18 protein-coding genes are annotated in these 16,401 nt (G+C 63.2%); 7 read left to right on the plus strand and 11 right to left on the minus strand.

The genetic code is table 11. From position 1 onward, the window contains the following. Position 1: 1 nt before the first annotated feature. The 5 genes from ACP691_RS00420 to ACP691_RS00440 all read right to left on the minus strand — a co-directional run bounded on the left by ACP691_RS00420 (position 2) and on the right by ACP691_RS00440 (position 4,959). Complete coding sequence (locus ACP691_RS00420) at positions 2-1,204, minus strand: YbfB/YjiJ family MFS transporter (protein WP_426152393.1); 1,203 nt, start codon at positions 1,202-1,204, stop codon at positions 2-4. A 111-nt stretch (positions 1,205-1,315) separates the two neighbouring features. Next, on the minus strand, positions 1,316-1,939 hold the full coding sequence (gene ycaC / locus ACP691_RS00425) for an isochorismate family cysteine hydrolase YcaC (protein ID WP_426152395.1): 624 nt from the start codon (positions 1,937-1,939) through the stop codon (positions 1,316-1,318). 26 nt (positions 1,940-1,965) lie between these two features. Beyond that, positions 1,966-3,801, minus strand: a complete 1,836-nt coding sequence (locus ACP691_RS00430; protein ID WP_426152397.1) for an amidohydrolase — start codon at positions 3,799-3,801, stop codon at positions 1,966-1,968. Positions 3,802-3,965: 164 nt separating this feature from the next. Continuing rightward, positions 3,966-4,502: a helix-turn-helix transcriptional regulator gene (locus tag ACP691_RS00435; protein WP_426152399.1), complete on the minus strand. Its 537-nt coding sequence runs from the start codon at positions 4,500-4,502 to the stop codon at positions 3,966-3,968. 94 nt (positions 4,503-4,596) lie between these two features. Continuing rightward, the gene (locus ACP691_RS00440; protein WP_426152401.1) at positions 4,597-4,959 is read right to left on the minus strand and encodes a response regulator transcription factor; all 363 of its coding nucleotides are present in this window, start codon (positions 4,957-4,959) and stop codon (positions 4,597-4,599) included. A 276-nt stretch (positions 4,960-5,235) separates the two neighbouring features. Here ACP691_RS00440 and ACP691_RS00445 point away from each other — a divergent pair, with 276 nt between their 5' ends. The 3 genes from ACP691_RS00445 (at position 5,236) to ACP691_RS00455 (ending at position 7,034) form a co-directional block, all read left to right on the plus strand. Next, complete coding sequence (locus ACP691_RS00445; protein ID WP_426152403.1) at positions 5,236-5,637, plus strand: OsmC family protein; 402 nt, start codon at positions 5,236-5,238, stop codon at positions 5,635-5,637. A 29-nt stretch (positions 5,638-5,666) separates the two neighbouring features. Then, positions 5,667-6,485, plus strand: a complete 819-nt coding sequence (locus tag ACP691_RS00450) for an alpha/beta fold hydrolase (protein ID WP_426152405.1) — start codon at positions 5,667-5,669, stop codon at positions 6,483-6,485. Positions 6,486-6,821: 336 nt separating this feature from the next. After that, on the plus strand, positions 6,822-7,034 hold the full coding sequence (locus ACP691_RS00455) for a hypothetical protein (protein ID WP_040261562.1): 213 nt from the start codon (positions 6,822-6,824) through the stop codon (positions 7,032-7,034). Between the two features lie 108 nt (positions 7,035-7,142). Here ACP691_RS00455 and ACP691_RS00460 read toward each other — a convergent pair whose 3' ends face one another. Beyond that, complete coding sequence (locus ACP691_RS00460) at positions 7,143-7,817, minus strand: HAD family hydrolase (RefSeq protein ID WP_426152408.1); 675 nt, start codon at positions 7,815-7,817, stop codon at positions 7,143-7,145. A gap of 144 nt (positions 7,818-7,961) precedes the next feature. Next, positions 7,962-8,933: a GlxA family transcriptional regulator gene (locus ACP691_RS00465; RefSeq protein ID WP_426152410.1), complete on the minus strand. Its 972-nt coding sequence runs from the start codon at positions 8,931-8,933 to the stop codon at positions 7,962-7,964. A gap of 136 nt (positions 8,934-9,069) precedes the next feature. Here ACP691_RS00465 and ACP691_RS00470 point away from each other — a divergent pair, with 136 nt between their 5' ends. After that, positions 9,070-9,711, plus strand: a complete 642-nt coding sequence (locus tag ACP691_RS00470) for an HD domain-containing protein (protein ID WP_426152412.1) — start codon at positions 9,070-9,072, stop codon at positions 9,709-9,711. Between the two features lie 313 nt (positions 9,712-10,024). Here the strand turns inward: ACP691_RS00470 and ppa are convergent, their stop codons facing one another. The 4 genes from ppa to exaC form a co-directional block, all read right to left on the minus strand. Beyond that, entirely contained in the window at positions 10,025-10,552 is a 528-nt protein-coding gene (gene ppa, locus ACP691_RS00475; RefSeq protein ID WP_040261564.1) for an inorganic diphosphatase, read from the minus strand. Positions 10,553-10,684: 132 nt separating this feature from the next. Further along, positions 10,685-11,512, minus strand: a complete 828-nt coding sequence (locus ACP691_RS00480; RefSeq protein ID WP_426152414.1) for a zinc-dependent peptidase — start codon at positions 11,510-11,512, stop codon at positions 10,685-10,687. Then, a complete protein-coding gene (locus ACP691_RS00485) occupies positions 11,512-12,168 on the minus strand; it encodes a DedA family protein (protein WP_426152416.1) in 657 nt (218 codons plus the stop codon). Before ACP691_RS00485 ends, ACP691_RS00480 begins: the two co-directional genes overlap by 1 nt. A gap of 123 nt (positions 12,169-12,291) precedes the next feature. Further along, on the minus strand, positions 12,292-13,812 hold the full coding sequence (gene exaC / locus ACP691_RS00490; RefSeq protein ID WP_426152418.1) for an acetaldehyde dehydrogenase ExaC: 1,521 nt from the start codon (positions 13,810-13,812) through the stop codon (positions 12,292-12,294). A gap of 204 nt (positions 13,813-14,016) precedes the next feature. Here exaC and mpl point away from each other — a divergent pair, with 204 nt between their 5' ends. From mpl to ACP691_RS00505, 3 genes are read left to right on the plus strand one after another with little or no spacing between them, the layout of a single operon-like run. After that, positions 14,017-15,366, plus strand: coding sequence for a UDP-N-acetylmuramate:L-alanyl-gamma-D-glutamyl-meso-diaminopimelate ligase (gene mpl / locus ACP691_RS00495; RefSeq protein ID WP_426152420.1), 1,350 nt, complete (start codon positions 14,017-14,019; stop codon positions 15,364-15,366). Continuing rightward, positions 15,363-15,992, plus strand: coding sequence for a flavin prenyltransferase UbiX (gene ubiX / locus ACP691_RS00500; RefSeq protein WP_426152422.1), 630 nt, complete (start codon positions 15,363-15,365; stop codon positions 15,990-15,992). Before mpl ends, ubiX begins: the two co-directional genes overlap by 4 nt. Further along, on the plus strand, positions 15,985-16,272 hold the full coding sequence (locus ACP691_RS00505; protein ID WP_426152424.1) for a YceK/YidQ family lipoprotein: 288 nt from the start codon (positions 15,985-15,987) through the stop codon (positions 16,270-16,272). Before ubiX ends, ACP691_RS00505 begins: the two co-directional genes overlap by 8 nt. The last annotated feature ends 129 nt before the right edge of the window (positions 16,273-16,401 follow it).

Consider the following 16,401-nt stretch of genomic DNA (forward strand, 5'->3'; position numbering starts at 1 on the left):
TTCACGCCAGCGACGGCCCGTCTGCCTGGGCGGGGCGGCCCACCTTCCCGGCGATCTCCTGGGCCAGCCAGGCAACCACCAGCGCCGCGCTGGCGATACCGAAGAGCATCCCGTAGTGGCCAGCAGTGGCGGTGAACAGCATCGAGTAGCCGATACCCGACAGCGCCTGGAAGCTAGCGAAGCTGACCGTGGCTCGGCTCCAGGCCACCTGCTGGGCCGCCGGGGCAGGGCAAAGCTCATGCACCCGGGCCAGGGCCAGAGGAACGATTCCAGGCGGGAAAGTACCCAACAGCAAGGAAAGCATGGCAAGCCCTGCCAGGCTCGAGGTAAAGGGCAGCGCCCCTACCACCATGGCCTGGGCCACTAACACCAGGCGAATCGCCGGACGCGCGCCCACTTGGTCAGCCAACAGGCCATACAGCATGGGCCCAAGGATGGCGCCGATGCCGTAGCACACCCAGGCCTGGGCCGCCGCCCCGGTGCCGGCACCCAGGCCCCGGGCGATGTAGTCCACCAGGAATACCATCGCCGGTACCAGGCCTGCCGCCATCAGCGCGTATTGCCCGAACAGCAGGGCCAGGGCCGGACTGGTCCGCAGGCGGCTGGGCCGCTGGGCGGCCTCCCGGTGGGGCGCCGGCCAGCCGAAGCTACTGACCAGGGTCAGGGCCAGTGCAAGTGTGCCCAGGCCCAGCCAGGTCGCCCGCAAACCGAAATGCAGTAACCCGGGAACCAGGGTGCCTGACGCGGCGATGCCCAGCCCGACGCCAGCGAAGATGGCCCCGCTCGCCAGGCCCCGCCGCGTCGGGGGAACATGCGGCAGCACAGTAGCGGCCACCAGCACCATCACCGCCCCGCCCGCGATGCCCGAAAGCAGGCGCCATGCGAAAAACCAGACTGTGGATACCGGCCAGGCGCAGGCGAAGAACGAGAGGGTAACAGCGACCAGCATCAGCCGTAACACCGTCGTGTTGGAGTAGCGGCGCGCCAGGGGGTGGCCAAGCAATGCGCCGATCAGGTAGCCAGCCAGGTTGGCGACCCCGAGATACACTACCTGGGCCTGGGGAAACCAATGGGCTTCGATCAGGGGCGGAATCAGGGGGGTGTAGGCGAAGCGAGCCAGGCCGATACTCACCAGGCTGGCGCAGAGGCCAGCCATGATCGCCAGCCAGGGGGGCGGCGCTTTTGGAGCGGAAGAAAGGTGCATGCGTGAGTCCTGCGCGAGGGGCGATAGGCCTATGCTAGGCGCCCACGCGCAGGTATTCGCGCAGTGTTTGCTCACCCGTGCGGTGCAAAAATGCAGCGCACGGGCTCAGCCTTAGCGAGACGTCAGTACGCTGTAGCTGTTCATCAGGTTGCGGTAGTTGGGCAGGCGCTCAGACAGCAGGTGACCAAGGCCTTCGATGTCGTTGCGCCAGTCGCGATGGAGCTCGCAGGCCACCGAGAACCAGTTCATCAGCTGAGCGCCGGCCGCGGTCATGCGCGCCCAGGCCGCTTGCTGCACGGTTTCGTTGAAGGTGCCGGAGGCATCGGTAACCACGAACACATCGAAGCCTTCAGCGATCGCAGACAAGGTAGGGAAGGCGACGCACACGTCGGTCACCACACCCGCGATGATCAGCTGCCTGCGGCCGGTAGCCTTGATGGCCTTGACGAAGTCTTCGTTGTCCCAGGCATTGATCTGCCCAGGACGCGGAATGTAGGGCGCATCAGGGAAGGCTTCCTTGAGCTCAGGGACCAGGGGCCCGTTGGGGCCCTGTTCGAAGCTGGTGGTCAGGATGGTCGGCAGGTTGAAGAACTTGGCCAGGTCCGCCAGGGCCAGCACATTGTTCTTGAACTCGTTGGGCGAAAAATCCTGCACCAATGAGATCAGGCCGGTCTGGTGGTCTACCAGCAGTACGACGGCATCGTCTTTGTTCAGGCGGTTATAGGGCTGCGTCACGGCGTCACTCCTTTCACTAGGCTGGGTTAGAAGGCGAAGCAGGAGCAGCCGAAGGCGCCCCAGAATTCCTGGAAACGGTTGACCGGCACATTCGAGCGGCGAGCGCGATCATGCTGGTGGGCATGCACAGCGCAAGCGCCCTGGCATTGATGAACGGCGCTCATGGGCGCCGAGGGCCGGAAGTGGCCGGGCACCAGAGCCACGGGCGACCAGTCCGGCAGTACCGCAACGGCCGGCGGAGACAGCTCGCGGAAGTCGCCATCGGCGTACACCACCTTGCCGCCAACCACGGTCAGGACAGACTCGATGGCCTTGATAGCCTCTACATCCACGCTGAAGAAGTCCGCCGAGAGCACGGCCAGGTCGGCCAGCTGGCCCACCTTGATCTGGCCTTTCTTGCCTTGCTCGGAGGAGAACCAGGCGCTGCCATGAGTGAACAGCTCAAGCGCCGTTTCGCGGGGCAGGCCTTCGGGGTACAGCTCCAGCCCGCCCACCGTGCGTCCGCTGACCATCCAGTACAGCGAGGTCCATGGGTTGTAGCTCGACACCCGGGTAGCGTCGGTACCGGCGCCGACGGGCACGCCCTCGGCCAGCATGCGCTGGATCGGCGGTGTGGCTTCAGCGGCCGCCGCGCCGTAGCGTTCCACGAAATACTCGCCTTGGAAGGCCATGCGGTCCTGAATGGCGATCCCGCCGCCAAGGGCCTTGACCCGCTCGATGTTGGCGGGGGTGATGGTCTCGGCATGGTCGAAGAACCAGGGCAGGCCATTGAAGGGAATGTCCCGGTTCACTTTCTCGAACACATCCAGCATGCGTGAGATCGACTCGTTGTAGGTGGCATGCAGGCGGAACGGCCAGCGGTGCTCCACCAGATGACGCACCACTGGCTCCAGTTCCTGCTCCATGGTTTGCGGCAGGTCGGGTCGGGGTTCGAGGAAGTCTTCGAAATCGGCGGCGGAAAACACCAGCATCTCGCCAGCGCCGTTATGACGGAGGAAGTCGTCGCCCTGGTGCAGGGTGACGCTGCTGGTCCAATGCTTGAAGTCTTCCAGCTCTTCCTTGGGCTTCTGGGTAAACAGGTTGTAGGCAATGCGAACCGTTAGCTGCTGGTTCCTCGCCAGGGTCTGGATCACTTCATAGTCGTCGGGATAATTCTGGAAACCGCCGCCGGCATCGATGCAACTGGTCAGGCCCAGGCGGTTGAGCTCGCGCATGAACTGGCGGGTGGAATTGACCTGGTGATCCAGCGGCAGCTTGGGCCCTTTGGCCAGGGTCGCATAGAGGATCATCGCGTTGGGCCGCGCGATCAGCATGCCGGTGGGTTCGCCACGGCTGTCACGCACGATTTCTCCGCCCGGCGGGTTGGGGGTGTCACGGGTATAGCCGACAACCCGCAGGGCGGCGCGGTTGAGCAGGGCGCGATCGTACAGGTGCAGCACGAACACCGGCGTGTCAGGCGCCACCTGGTTGAGTTCTTCAAGGGTAGGCATGCGCCGCTCGGCGAACTGGAATTCGTTCCAGCCACCGACCACCCGAACCCACTGCGGCGAAGGCGTGCGATCGGCCTGTACCTTGAGCATGCGCAGCGCATCGGCCACTGACGGCACGCCTTCCCAGCGTAGCTCCAGGTTGTAGTTCAGCCCACCGCGAATCAGATGCAGGTGGGAGTCGTTCAGCCCCGGGATCACCGTGCGCCCCTTGAGGTCGATGACCTGGGTCGTGGCGCCGCGATGGGCCATGACCTCAGCTTCTTCACCGACCGTCGTGAAGGCACCAGCGCTGATCGCCACGGCACTGGCGGTGGGCTTGTGGCGATCCACGGTGTGGAAACGGCCGTTGATCAGAATCAGTTCTGCTGACATATGAGTCCCTTGACGCTTAAGTGCGGGCGGTGGGTGCGGTACTAGAAGCGGGCGGTCGGCCACCGTCGGTGCAAGCAGTTGGTCTTGATCCGATACGGCTGCTTGCATGGACATGCTTGTTTTGCCCGCGGGTTTAAGAAATCCCTATCCCTTGAGCCTTATCCCTAGGGATAAGCCCGGGTGGCGCTGATCTGGGCGTGGCGCCAGTTCAGCGGGGTGCTGCCAGCCAGGCGGCTGAAGGTGCGCGTGAAGTGGGATTGATCGGCGAACCCGCATTCCTCGCCGATCTGCGCGATAGGCAAGGGGCTGGTGGCGAGCAGCTCCTTGGCGCGCTCTACCCGCGCCCCGAGCAGCCAGTCCCGAGGGGACACTCCTGTGTTCTTCTTGAAGGCCCGGGAAAAATGACTGCGGGACAGGGCACAGGCCTTGGCCACCTGGGCGATGGACAGCCGTCCCGCCATGCCGGCGGCCATCATTTCCTTGGCCCGACGCTCTTGCCAGGGCGCCAGGGCCACTTTGGCCGGCAGCCGCGGGGAGGGAGCGGCGTAGCGGTTGAGCAGATGAGTACAAAGCTCCAGGCCGCTGCGTTGTACCAGATGGGCGGCGCCTTCCGGAGCAGCGAGGGCTTCGCGCAGTGATTCGATCAGGCGGTAGGACACAGGGTCTAGCGTGGCGGTAGACAGCTGGGCAAACGCATTCATGGCCGTGGCTCCTGGCTGGTTGACGGAGCCAGTGTCACCGTTGCCGAACGGCAAGTACTTTAGAAAACCTGAAAAAGACTGAATGTTCAGCCCCTCAGCCAGGCCGATGAACAAGACGCTCGATGGCCCCTAACAGAGCTTCGCCGGTGAAGGGCTTGGACAGAAAGCAGGCCGCGCCCTCGGCCAGGCAACGCAAGCGGGCGGCTTCGCCATTGGCCGAGATACACACCACTGGCAACTCCGGCGCCATGAGGCGCAGGCACTGCTGCACTTCATGGCCGGATAGCCCTGGCATGCACAGATCCAGAACCACGCAAGCGGCGATCTGCATGGCCGCAGACGCCAGGAAGTCTTCGCCGCTGGCGAAGCATTGAGGCGCGTAACCGGCTGACTTCAGCAAGTTGGCGAGGCTTTTTCGGACGGAAGAATCGTCGTCGACGACGCACACCACTTGCATGAGCTGGACTCTTGGTGGCTAAGGAGGCAGCGGTATCGCCCGATGGCGTTGGCGACCCTTGGGCATTGTGCATAGGCGGGTCTGCATGGCCAATGAACCCGCGCGCGTTTTGGCCAATACGTGCTGTTACCTCAACCAGCCTCTACTTCAGGGCATATCGCGCCCAAGTCATGATCATCAGGCCTGGCAGAGGCAAATAAGCACAGTGGTGCAATAAGGGGGCTGGCCAGGCGCTGATAGTCGGCGCAGTGAAACCCGCTAGCGTTGGAGCCCTTCATGAGCGCGCAAGTTATCGCTGAGCTCGCTGCCGTGCCTTACCAGGTAAAGCTGTCCGATGGCCTTCACCAATGGCTGGCAGACCTTGCTCAGGAAGGCACCGCCAGCATCGGGCCAGGCCCCCACGAGCTGCTGCTGTCCGCCCTGGGCGCCTGCACGGCGATCACCCTGGGCTTGTATGCGCAGCGCAAGCAGCTTTACTTGCAACGTATCGAAGTCAGCCTGGGCATCAGCCTGGAAGACGCGGCCGCTGGCCTGACCCGCATCGAGCGCCAGATCACCCTGGAAGGTGAGCTGGACCAGGCCCAGCGGGAGCGTTTGTTGCAGGTCGCCAACGCTTGCCCGATCCACCGCCTGCTGACGGGCTCGGTGGAGGTCCACTCCGCTTTGACACCCCTGTAGTAACCACCCCATGACTGGAGGCATGCCCCATGAGCACCTTTACGACGACCGACGGCACTGAGATCTATTTCAAGGACTGGGGGCAGGGCAAGCCTGTGCTCTTCAGTCATGGCTGGCCGCTGGATGCCGACATGTGGGATTCGCAGCTTCATTACCTGGCATCCCGCGGTTATCGCGCCATTGCCTTCGACCGTCGCGGCTTCGGCCGCTCCAGCCAGCCTTGGACCGGTTACGATTACGATACCTTCGCTGAGGATATCCATCAGCTGATCGAGCACCTGGGGCTGGAGGACGTGACCCTGGTCGGCTTCTCCATGGGCGGTGGCGACGTCAGCCGCTATATCGGCCGTCACGGCACGGCCAAAGTGGCGGGCCTGGTACTGCTGGGCGCGGTAACGCCAGCGTTCGGCCAGTCGGCAAGCTTTCCCGAAGGGGTTCCAGGCAAGGTATTCGAGGACATCAAGGCTGGCCTGCTCAAGGACCGGGCACAGTTCATCAGCGACTTCGCCGCGCCCTTCTATGGCACCAACCAAGGCCAGACCGTTTCCGCGGGCGTCTTGACCCAAACGCTCAACATCGCGCTGCTGGCGTCGCTCAAGGGCACCATTGACTGCGTTACCGCGTTCGCCAGCACCGACTTCCGCGGCGACGTTGCCAAGGTCGATGTGCCAACCCTGGTCATCCATGGCGACGCGGACCAGATCGTGCCGTTCGAAACCACTGGCAAGCTCGCGGCCCAGGCCATCGAAGGTGCCGAATTGAAGGTTTACCCAGGCGCACCCCATGGCTTCGCGGTAACTCATCAGGAGCAGCTCAACGAAGACCTGCTGGCCTTCCTGAACCGTTGAACGCAAGCCTTCTGGAAGCGGGAGCTCCGCTCTCGCTTCCAATCAGGAAACTGTCATTCTCCGTACATGTTCGCGGGTTATGTTCATCACTATTAGCTCGCTTTAGCCGACCGCCCGTCGGCTTTTTTCTTTCAGGTTGATGCGATTCAGCCTCATTCAGCCCTTGTGAAGGCTGTCACATTTCCTGCAGGCCCCGGAAATCAAGGGGTGCGCTCATACTTACCGGATCGGTCCGTCCCGGCAGATCCGGACCAATGCTCTGACCCCCATGGTAGAGCGATCACGCATGGTCTACTGTCTACCTAACAATAAGAAAACAGTAGAAGGATGTTTGCCATGCTTGACTATAAGAAAACCCATCGCTGCCTTCTTGCCGACGTAGCCTCTGGTCAATGCGCTCACCGTGGGCAGTTGACGCAAACCTTGCAAGCCTTGGTGCTCGCGGGCTTTCTTCGCAGTGAACGCGTGTACAGCCCGGACCGGGCTATCGTGTTCAAGCTAACGTTGACGCCCGCCGGTCATGAGTACCTGGCTGGGCTGTGGCACTGAAGTCTACCCACCTACACCGGGCCGGCAGATCGCCGGCCTTTTGCTATGGCCGGGGATTGTCAGGGCCAGGCATATTCCGAAACGCCACAGCTGACGTGAAATAAAGGGTTACTCGAACGACGCCACCTCATCCAGATGGGCGAGCAAGTCGAGCGCGTCGGCATAGACGCGCAAGGCGCCAGCCCGCTCCAGTTCGCTACGGTCGTAGCCGCCAGACAGCAAACCTATTCCCAGGGCCTTGGCGCGCCTTGCCGCGAGCATGTCCCAGATGGCGTCGCCTATGACCAGGCATTCCTCGATGGGTACCCCCATCTTGTCCGCGCCCGCAATGAAGAGGGCCGGGTCCGGCTTGCCCTGCTTGACGTCGTCACGGGTAACCAGGGTGATCTCGCTGGCATCGAGTCCCAGGGCATTGAGATTGATCTGGGCGGTGGCGGTTTCGCCACTGGTGGCGATGCACCATTTGAGCTTTTCACGGGTGAGGGTAGCGAGCAGTTCATTGGCTCCCGGCAGGGCAATGATCTGGTCCTGCAGCCGCTCATAGGCCTTGGCATGGCGCTCGCTGAGTCGCTTGGCCTGGGCGTCGCTCAGTTCCAGTCCGGTTTCCCGCGACAGGTTTTTCAACATCAGGCCACCACTCATGCCGATCTTGCGATGAATACGCCACATCGCCAGGGGAATGTCCTCAGCATCCAGGGCTTCCTTCCAGGCGGCCACGTTCTGGTAAACACTGTCGGTCAGGGTGCCATCCAGGTCGAAGATGAAAGAGGTTTTCTCACGCATGAACTGATCCGTCGAAGGCAGGGGGTTAACCTTCGAGGAATAGGCATGGGCTTGGTTCCGGTGGCGAGCGAAGAAGGGAGGCTATCTGGTTGGCCTCAGTCACGGCATAGCGGGCAAGGCTTGGCATGCCAGGCGGCGGCGCTGTCACATCGATCCGCCGTGTCGCCGTCGATACTCCGCCGGTGTGACCCCGACATGTCGAACGAAGGCGCGCCTCAGGGTGTCGGCGTTGGCGAAACCGCAAGCGGCGGCTACCTGCTTGGGGGCTTCGTGTCCGCTTTCCAGGCGGGCCCTGGCGGCGTTTACGCGGGCCAGTTCCACCCAGGCGGCTGGGGTCATGCCCAGGTCTTTCTGGAAGAGCCGAGCGAAGTGGCGGGGGCTGAGGCCGATCCGGGCGGCTAGCTGGGCTACCCCATGGTCCTCGGCCGGATACGCGGCAACGTAGCGCTGCAATGCCTGCAGGGCCGACCGCCCCACCGGCAAGGCGCTACCCTGGCGGCTGAACTGGGCCTGGCCTCCAGGCCGCTTGAAGTACATCACCAGGTGCGCGGCTACCTGCTTGGCGAGCGGGGCGCCGAAGTCTTCCTCGACCAACGCCAGCGCCAAGTCCAAGCCCGCTGTTACCCCGGCGGCCGTGCGCACCTTGCCATCGTGGACCTGAATGGCATCGGCCTCGACCCGGACCTGTGGATAGCGTGCCGCCAGTCGCTCCGCCACGGCCCAGTGGGTAGTGACGCGACGACCCTCGAGCAAGCCCGCAGCGGCCAGGGCGAAGGCCCCCGTACAGATGGAACCGTAGCGGCGTGAGCCGGCGGCTTGTCGGCGGAGCCAATCGAGAATGCCTGAGCGCAGATGTTGATCCGCGGCATTGGGCGTGCCCGCGACCAGCAGGGTATCGAAGGTCTCCAAAGGCTCGCCGACCCAGGCGTCCGCCATCAGGCGCGCGCCGGATGAGCTCACTACTGGGCCGGGTTCGCAGGCGAGCAGGCGAAGGCGGTAGCCCTCGCGACCCAACTGGCGGTTGGCTTCAGCGAATACGTCCAGGGGGCCGCAGGCGTCGAGCAATTGCACCCCGGGTAACGCCAGGATAGCCAAGGAAAGCTGCGGCGATGACATGTCAGCATCCTACAAAAAGACGGAGCGGGGCGGGTGTCCGTAACGCGGGCACAATGGCAGAAATTGACGTGATACGTCAATTGAGGACGCCCGCTCCGCTGCGCACACTGAGTCTCCACCTATAGAGGAGTCTCCCATGCCAAGTACTCTGGCTGGTATCACCTTGCCTGACAGTCGCCTGACCCACGAGATTACTGAACTGGTCCGCGATACGGCATCACCCTTGCTGTTTCATCATTCCAGCCGGGTGTTCTATTTTGCCGCGCTGGCAGGGAAACGATTGGGGCTGACCTTCGACCAAGAACTGCTTTACGCCGGCTGCATGTTCCACGACATGGGGCTGACCCCTGCCCACAGCAGCGATTGCTGCCGTTTCGAAGTGGATGGCGCCAACGCGGCTCGGGATTTTCTTCAGGCCCGGGGTATAGACGAGCGAGACGTCGAGCGCGTATGGACAGCAATCGCGTTGCACACCACGCCAGGTATCCCGGAGCACATGCATCCGCTGATCGCCCTAGTGACCATGGGCGTGGAAACGGATGTGCTCGGCTTGCATCATCAACAGCTGTGTGCGAAGGACCGAAACGCCGTGGTCGAGGCTCATCCTCGAGGGGAGGGCTTCAAGGAGGCGATCATCCAGGCGTTCTACGAGGGTATACGGCACAAGCCCCAGACCACCTTCGGCAACGTGAAGGCAGACGTGATCGCCGACAAGGAGCCAGGCTTCAGGCCAAGCAACTTCTGCGAAATCATTCGCGCGTCCTGCTGGGCCAGTTGAGCTAAGCGATCGGGCGTTTTGCACCGGACATTAAAAAGCCGGCTTGTGGCCGGCTTCTCGTGGATGGGTCTGGCGTGTTTTTGACAGGCCGTACCCACCTGCAAAAGGTAGGAGGCTACCGCGCAAGGCGGTAATGGGCGGGTTGGCGGGTAGCCGACTCGCCGGGCGCGGGCCTGAGCCGTTGCCGAAGTGGCGCACAGGATAAAGCCATCTGCCGGGCTTGGGTAGGGCTGATTGGCCAATGGTGCCGTTTGCCTGTCTCAAGAAGCAAAAAGCCCCGGGCGGGCCGGGGCTTCGTACCAAGCGGTCAGGCTTAGTCCTTGTAGGCGGCGACGGCCTTGGTGATCTCGGCGCGGGCAGCGTCAGCGTTGCCCCACTCCTTGAGCTTGACCCACTTGCCTGGCTCCAGGGCCTTGTAGTTCTCGAAGAAGTGCTGGATCTGCTGCAGCAACAGTGGCGGCAGGTCGGTGTATTCCTTGATGTCCTTGTACAGCTGGGTCAGCTTGTCGTGAGGCACGGCCAGGACCTTGGCATCGCCACCGCCTTCGTCGTCCATCATCAGCACGCCTACCGGGCGGGCGCGGATGACCGAGCCGGGTACCACCGGGTAGGGGGTGACCACCAGCACGTCCAGCGGATCACCGTCGTCGGCCAGGGTGTTGGGGATGTAGCCATAGTTGGCCGGGTAGAACATGGGGGTGGCCACGAAGCGGTCAACGAAGAGCGCGTCGCTGTCCTTGTCCACTTCATATTTGATCGGCGCGTGGTTGGCCGGGATCTCGATAACGACGTGGATGTCGTTCGGCAGGTCCTTGCCGGCTGGGATCTTGCTGTAGCTCATGGGGTGCTCCCGTTAACAATGAGATCGTAGGGCCAAGGCCTGGCGCGGTGTCAGCGCCAAGGCCCGGGTAGAAGGTGGCGGGATTATAGGCATAACCCGTATATGGCGCCACGCTAGGACAGTCATTGGCGTTCAGGGTTGCAAGCCTGGCTCAGGGCGTTGCCGCGCACTGCCGGTACTCTCGGACAGCCGCAGGCGCTCCAGCGGATCCTGGCGATAGAAGGCCTGCAGCTGCTGGTAAACCTGTGGGTAAGCCTGGAGCAGCACATCCGGTGCGCTGAAGAAATATTCGCTGGTGACGGCGAAGAACTCGGCCGGGTTTTCCGCTGCGTAAGGGTCGATGAGGGTGTCGGCCTGTTCGTCAGCGTCCAGTTGTCGGTTAAGGTCATCGAAAGCCTGCTGCATGGCCTGGGCCCAGTGCTCCACTGACATGCCGCGATGCAGAGGCGGCAAACCGTTGGCCGTCCCGTTGAGCATGTCCAGCTTATGGGCCAGCTCATGGATGACCAGGTTGTAGCCATCCCAGCCGCCGCTGGCCTCCACACCGGGCCAGGCCAGGATCACCGGACCCTGCTCCCAGGCTTCGCCGCTGTGCTCGGCGTCCCAGCTGTGCTCCACGCCGCTGGGGTCCCGATACTTCTGGGGGCTGACGAAGTCGTCCGGGTAGAGCACCAGTTCATGGAAGCCCTGGTACCAGCCCAATTCCTCCAGGCCCAAAAGTGGCAGTTGAGCCTGGGCGGCCAGTAGCAGACAGTCATGGTCGGACAACTCGAGCCCAGGGAGAGGCGTCAGGGTTTTCTGGGCCAGGAACAACAGGCTGCGCTCGCGCAACCGTTGATCTTCATCGGGGCTCAGACCATCGAGCAAGGGCAGGGCCTGGAGCACCTGCGCCCATTGTTGGTCGCTGACCTGATGACGCCGCAGGGTGCGCTGACGTTTCCAGGCACGCCAGCTCCACATCAGCGACCGGCCGTTTCGGCCGGGCCACGGCTACGACGGCCGCGGATCAGGCCGATGACCATGGGCAGGAAGGACAGGGCAACGATCACCAGCACCAGCAGCGTCAGGTTGTGCTTGATGAAAGGCACGTTGCCAAAGAAGAAGCCCAGAGTGGTCAGGCTGCCGACCCAAGCCACGCTGCCGGCTGCGCTGAAGCCAATGAAGCGAGGGTAGGGCATGCGCGCCACGCCCGCCACGAAGGGCGCGAAGGTACGGATGATCGGCAGGAAGCGGGCCAGGGTAACGGTTTTGCCACCGTGGTGATCATAGAAAGCCTGGGTACGCAGCAGGTAATCCCGGCGGAAGATCCTGGAATGGGGATTGGCGAACAGGCGTTCACCCAGGGTGCGTCCCACGACATAGTTGGTGCTGTCGCCCAGGATGGCTGCCGCGATCAATAGCCCCGCAAGCATCAGGGGGTCCATGGCGCCACCGGCGGCCACGGCCCCGGCGATGAACAGCAGGGAGTCGCCGGGCAGGAAGGGCATGACTACCAGGCCGGTTTCACAGAAAATCACCGCGAACAGGATCAGGTAGATCCAGCTTCCATACTGAGTGACCAACTGGTTCAGATACACATCCAGATGCAGGATGAGATCCAGCGGGTTGAAATCCATATGCACCACCTGTAAGGCCGGTTTACGACGAAAAAGGGCGTCAGTATACGGCGAAAGTGGCGGGCGGGCTCGGTTCGTCAAAGGCCCCGGGCGGCTGCGAGCGCCAGCCCAGGGCGTCTGTCCTCAGAAGAACCCTAGCGGATTGATGTCATAGCTCACCAGCAGGTTCTTCGTCTGCTGGTAGTGGTCGAGCATCATCTTGTGGGTTTCCCGGCCAACGCCGGATTTCTTGTAGCCGCCGAATGCCGCATGCGCCGGGTAGAGGTGGTAGCAGTTGGTCCACACGCGGCCGGCCTTGATGCCCCGGCCCATGCGGTAGGCGCGGTTGATGTCCCGGGTCCATACCCCGGCCCCCAGGCCGAACTCGGTGTCATTGGCGATAGCCAGGGCTTCGGCTTCGTCCTTGAAGGTAGTCACGCTCACCACCGGCCCGAAGATCTCCTCCTGGAATACCCGCATACGATTGTTGCCCTTGAGCAGGGTCGGCTGGATGTAATAGCCGCTGGCAAGGTCGCCCTCCAGCTTCTCCACCTGCCCACCTGTCAGCAACTCCGCGCCTTCGTCCTTGGCGATCTGCAGGTAGGACAGGATCTTGTCGAACTGTTGTTGGGACGCCTGGGCGCCGATCATGGTGTCGGTATCCAGCGGATCCCCGCGCTTGATCTGCTCCACCTTCTTCATCACTTCAGCCATGAAGGCGCCGTAGATGGACTCCTGCACCAGCACCCGAGACGGACAAGTGCAGACTTCGCCCTGATTGAAGAACGCCAGCACCACGCCTTCCGCCGCCTTTTCAATGAACGCCGGCTCGGCCTGCATGACGTCCTCGAAGAAGATGTTCGGTGATTTGCCGCCCAGCTCCACGGTGCTGGGGATGATGTTCTCGGCGGCGCACTTCATGATATGCGAGCCCACCGGCGTGGAGCCGGTGAAGGCGATCTTGGCGATGCGTTTGCTGGTAGCCAGGGCCTCGCCGGCTTCCTTGCCATAGCCCTGCACAACGTTGAGCACGCCAGGGGGAAGCAGGTCGCCGATCACTTCCAGGAGCACGCAAATGCCCAAGGGGGTCTGCTCGGCGGGCTTGAGCACCACGCAGTTGCCTGCGGCCAGGGCCGGCGCCAGCTTCCAGGCCGCCATCAGGATAGGGAAGTTCCAGGGAATGATCTGCCCGACCACGCCCAATGGCTCATGGATGTGATAGGCGACGGTATTGCCATCGATCTCCGCGGCGCTGCCTTCCTGGGCGCGCAGGGCGCCGGCGAAATAGCGGAAGTGATCCGCTGCAAGGGGGATGTCCGCATTGAGCGTTTCGCGAATGGCCTTGCCGTTGTCCCAGGTTTCGGTAAGGGCGAGCAGTTCAAGATTCTGTTCAATACGGTCGGCGATCTTGAGCAGGATCAACGAGCGCGCCTGGACCGAAGTCCGGCCCCACTCATCGGCGGCGGCATGGGCCGCGTCCAGAGCCTTGTCGATGTCTTCGGCCGTGGACCTTGGGAATTCGGCAATGGGCTGCCCATTCACGGGCGAGGTGTTGGTGAAATACTGGCCCTTCACCGGCTCGACGAAGCGGCCGCCGATGTAGTTACCGTAGCGTTCCTTGTAGCTGACAATGGCGCCTTCGGTACCTGGATGAGCGTATCGCATGGGGTTTCTCCTGGGCTCTTATTGTTTGTGGGCATAGGGCAGTTCAAGCGTAGAACAAAGCCTGAACGACTGCTGGCCAAAGCACCGCGGAGTTGGCAGCCGCGTCTTTTGCCTCCTTGGGCCGGCCCAGCAAGCGAGCGCCGGCCGCGGGTGAAATTCTCGCTGGCCTGGGCTACCCTGCCTCGACGTTTTTCGAGGTCCACCATGCATATCCACATTCTCGGCATCTGCGGTACTTTCATGGGCTCGCTGGCGGTACTGGCCAAAGCCCTCGGCCACCGCGTCACCGGCTCGGACGCCAATGTCTACCCGCCCATGAGCACCCAGTTACAGGCCCAGGGCATCGAGCTTACCCAGGGTTACGATCCGGCCCAGCTGTCGCCAGCGCCCGATCTGGTCGTGATCGGCAACGCTTTGTCCCGGGGCAACCCGGCCGTGGAATATGTGCTCGACCAAGGGCTGCCTTACGTGTCCGGCCCCCAATGGCTGGCGGACCATGTGCTGCAAGGCCGCTGGGTATTGGCGGTGGCGGGCACTCATGGCAAGACGACTACCAGCAGCATGCTGGCCTGGGTGCTCGAGCACGCCGGCATGGCGCCAGGTTTTTTGATCGGCGGCATCCCGCAGAATTTCGGCGTCTCCGCGCGCCTTGGCGACACCCCGTTCTTCGTGGTCGAGGCCGATGAGTACGACAGTGCCTTCTTCGACAAGCGTTCGAAGTTCGTTCACTACCGCCCGCGCACGGCCATCCTGAACAACCTGGAATTCGACCACGCAGACATCTTCCCCGACCTGCCCGCCATCGAGCGCCAGTTCCACCATCTGGTGCGGACCATTCCCGGCCAGGGCTTGATCATTCATCCCACGGACGAAGCGGCTCTGGGGCGAGTGATCGCCATGGGCTGCTGGACGCCTGTGCAAACCACTGGCGAAGACGGGCAATGGCAGGCGCGCCTGTTGGCCGAAGACGGTTCGCGCTTCGAGGTATCGTTCCAGGGGCAGGTCGAAGGCGTGGTGCAGTGGTCGCTTACAGGGCGCCATAACGTCGCCAATGCCCTGGCCTGCCTGGCCGCCGCGCGCCATGTGGGCGTAGTGCCGGCCATGGGCATCGCTGGCCTGAGTGAGTTCCGCAATGTCAAACGGCGCATGGAAGTGGTGGCCCAGGTCAAGGGTGTGACGCTCTATGACGACTTCGCCCACCATCCCACGGCCATCGCCACCACGCTGGACGGCCTGCGCAAGCGCGTGGGCGCAGCGCCCATCATCGCCGTGGTCGAGCCCAGGTCCAATTCCATGAAGCTCGGCGCCCATCGCGACGGCTTGCCCGCCAGCGTGATCCAGGCTGACCAGGTGATCTGGTATGCGCCGCCGAATCTGGGGTGGGATTTGGCCGCGACCGTGGCCAGCAGTCAGGTCCCTACGCAGGTGGCTGACAGCCTGGAAGCGATCATCGCCCAGGTCAAGGCCCGGGCCGTGCCTGGCACCCATGTGGTGATCATGAGCAATGGCGGCTTCGGCGGCCTGCACAGCAAATTGGCCGAGGCTCTGCAATGAGCGGCCCGGAACGCATCACCCTGGCAATGACCGGGGCTTCGGGGGCGCAATATGGCTTGCGGCTGCTGGATTGCCTGGTAAGGGAGGACCGCGAGGTGCACTTCCTTATCTCCAAGGCAGCGCAACTGGTGATGGCCACCGAAACGGACGTCAGCCTCCCGGCCAAGCCGCAGGCCATGCAAGCCTTCCTCACTGAGTACACCGGGGCGAGCGCGGGCCAGGTGCGAGTCTACGGCAAGGAAGACTGGATGGCTCCGGTAGCCTCCGGCTCGGGCGCGCCGAGCGCGATGGTGGTGGTGCCCTGTTCCACCGGCACGCTGTCGGCCATCGCCACCGGCGCTTGCAACAACCTGATCGAGCGGGCCGCGGACGTGACGCTCAAGGAGCGTCGCCAACTGATCCTGGTACCCCGGGAAGCGCCATATTCCACCTTGCACCTGGAGAACATGCTCAAGCTGTCGCGAATAGGCGCGGTCATCGTTCCAGCCTCTCCGGGCTTCTACCATCAACCGCAGACCATCGACGACCTGGTGGACTTCGTGGTGGCGCGCATCCTCAACCTATTGGACATTCCCCAGGACATGCTGCCGCGCTGGGGCGAATACCACATTGGCAACGATGAATAGGGCCCTGGCCGCTGCGCTATCCCTGGCCTTGTGCACAGGCTGCGCCACGGTGAAAACCCTGGATGCCGCCAAGCCGGGAGCGCCGCTCGTCTACGCGGGCACCCGGCTGGACCTCTATGCCCTGGGCGGTGGTTGCTGCGCCATAGACCGCTTCGGCACCGAGCCCCCCGCCTGGCCCGCCGTGGATCTTCCCGCCAGTACCTTGCTGGACACGCTACTGTTGCCCTTCTCGCTATTGGCCACACTGGGCGTGGGCTACCAGGCCCAAGGCGGCTTGTAGGCACCCGCGAAGCTGGCGCATCAGGGCAGGCAAGCCCTTCCTGCCCAGGCGGCGATTGGCGGTGGGAGCCAGCGAAGCTGGCGAATGTATACAATCTCTGATCAAGGACCATTCGGCAGCTGCGCTACC

The organism is Pseudomonas sp. DC3200b2, assembly GCF_049895785.1.
Taxonomy (GTDB): Bacteria; Pseudomonadota; Gammaproteobacteria; order Pseudomonadales; family Pseudomonadaceae; genus Aquipseudomonas; species Aquipseudomonas massiliensis.

Excerpts from the sequence above, each read along its gene's own strand:
- ACP691_RS00420 (WP_426152393.1), bottom strand. The coding sequence starts at position 1,204 with ATGCACCTTTCTTCCGCTCCAAAAGCGCCGCCCCCCTGGCTGGCGATC.
- ACP691_RS00430 (WP_426152397.1), bottom strand. The coding sequence starts at position 3,801 with ATGTCAGCAGAACTGATTCTGATCAACGGCCGTTTCCACACCGTGGAT.
- ACP691_RS00435 (WP_426152399.1), bottom strand. The coding sequence starts at position 4,502 with ATGAATGCGTTTGCCCAGCTGTCTACCGCCACGCTAGACCCTGTGTCC.
- ACP691_RS00440 (WP_426152401.1), bottom strand. The coding sequence starts at position 4,959 with ATGCAAGTGGTGTGCGTCGTCGACGACGATTCTTCCGTCCGAAAAAGC.
- ACP691_RS00445 (WP_426152403.1), top strand. The coding sequence starts at position 5,236 with ATGAGCGCGCAAGTTATCGCTGAGCTCGCTGCCGTGCCTTACCAGGTA.
- ACP691_RS00450 (WP_426152405.1), top strand. The coding sequence starts at position 5,667 with ATGAGCACCTTTACGACGACCGACGGCACTGAGATCTATTTCAAGGAC.
- ACP691_RS00455 (WP_040261562.1), top strand. The coding sequence starts at position 6,822 with ATGCTTGACTATAAGAAAACCCATCGCTGCCTTCTTGCCGACGTAGCC.
- ACP691_RS00460 (WP_426152408.1), bottom strand. The coding sequence starts at position 7,817 with ATGCGTGAGAAAACCTCTTTCATCTTCGACCTGGATGGCACCCTGACC.
- ACP691_RS00465 (WP_426152410.1), bottom strand. The coding sequence starts at position 8,933 with ATGTCATCGCCGCAGCTTTCCTTGGCTATCCTGGCGTTACCCGGGGTG.
- ACP691_RS00470 (WP_426152412.1), top strand. The coding sequence starts at position 9,070 with ATGCCAAGTACTCTGGCTGGTATCACCTTGCCTGACAGTCGCCTGACC.
- ppa (WP_040261564.1), bottom strand. The coding sequence starts at position 10,552 with ATGAGCTACAGCAAGATCCCAGCCGGCAAGGACCTGCCGAACGACATC.
- ACP691_RS00480 (WP_426152414.1), bottom strand. The coding sequence starts at position 11,512 with ATGTGGAGCTGGCGTGCCTGGAAACGTCAGCGCACCCTGCGGCGTCAT.
- ACP691_RS00485 (WP_426152416.1), bottom strand. The coding sequence starts at position 12,168 with ATGGATTTCAACCCGCTGGATCTCATCCTGCATCTGGATGTGTATCTG.
- exaC (WP_426152418.1), bottom strand. The coding sequence starts at position 13,812 with ATGCGATACGCTCATCCAGGTACCGAAGGCGCCATTGTCAGCTACAAG.
- mpl (WP_426152420.1), top strand. The coding sequence starts at position 14,017 with ATGCATATCCACATTCTCGGCATCTGCGGTACTTTCATGGGCTCGCTG.
- ubiX (WP_426152422.1), top strand. The coding sequence starts at position 15,363 with ATGAGCGGCCCGGAACGCATCACCCTGGCAATGACCGGGGCTTCGGGG.
- ACP691_RS00505 (WP_426152424.1), top strand. The coding sequence starts at position 15,985 with ATGAATAGGGCCCTGGCCGCTGCGCTATCCCTGGCCTTGTGCACAGGC.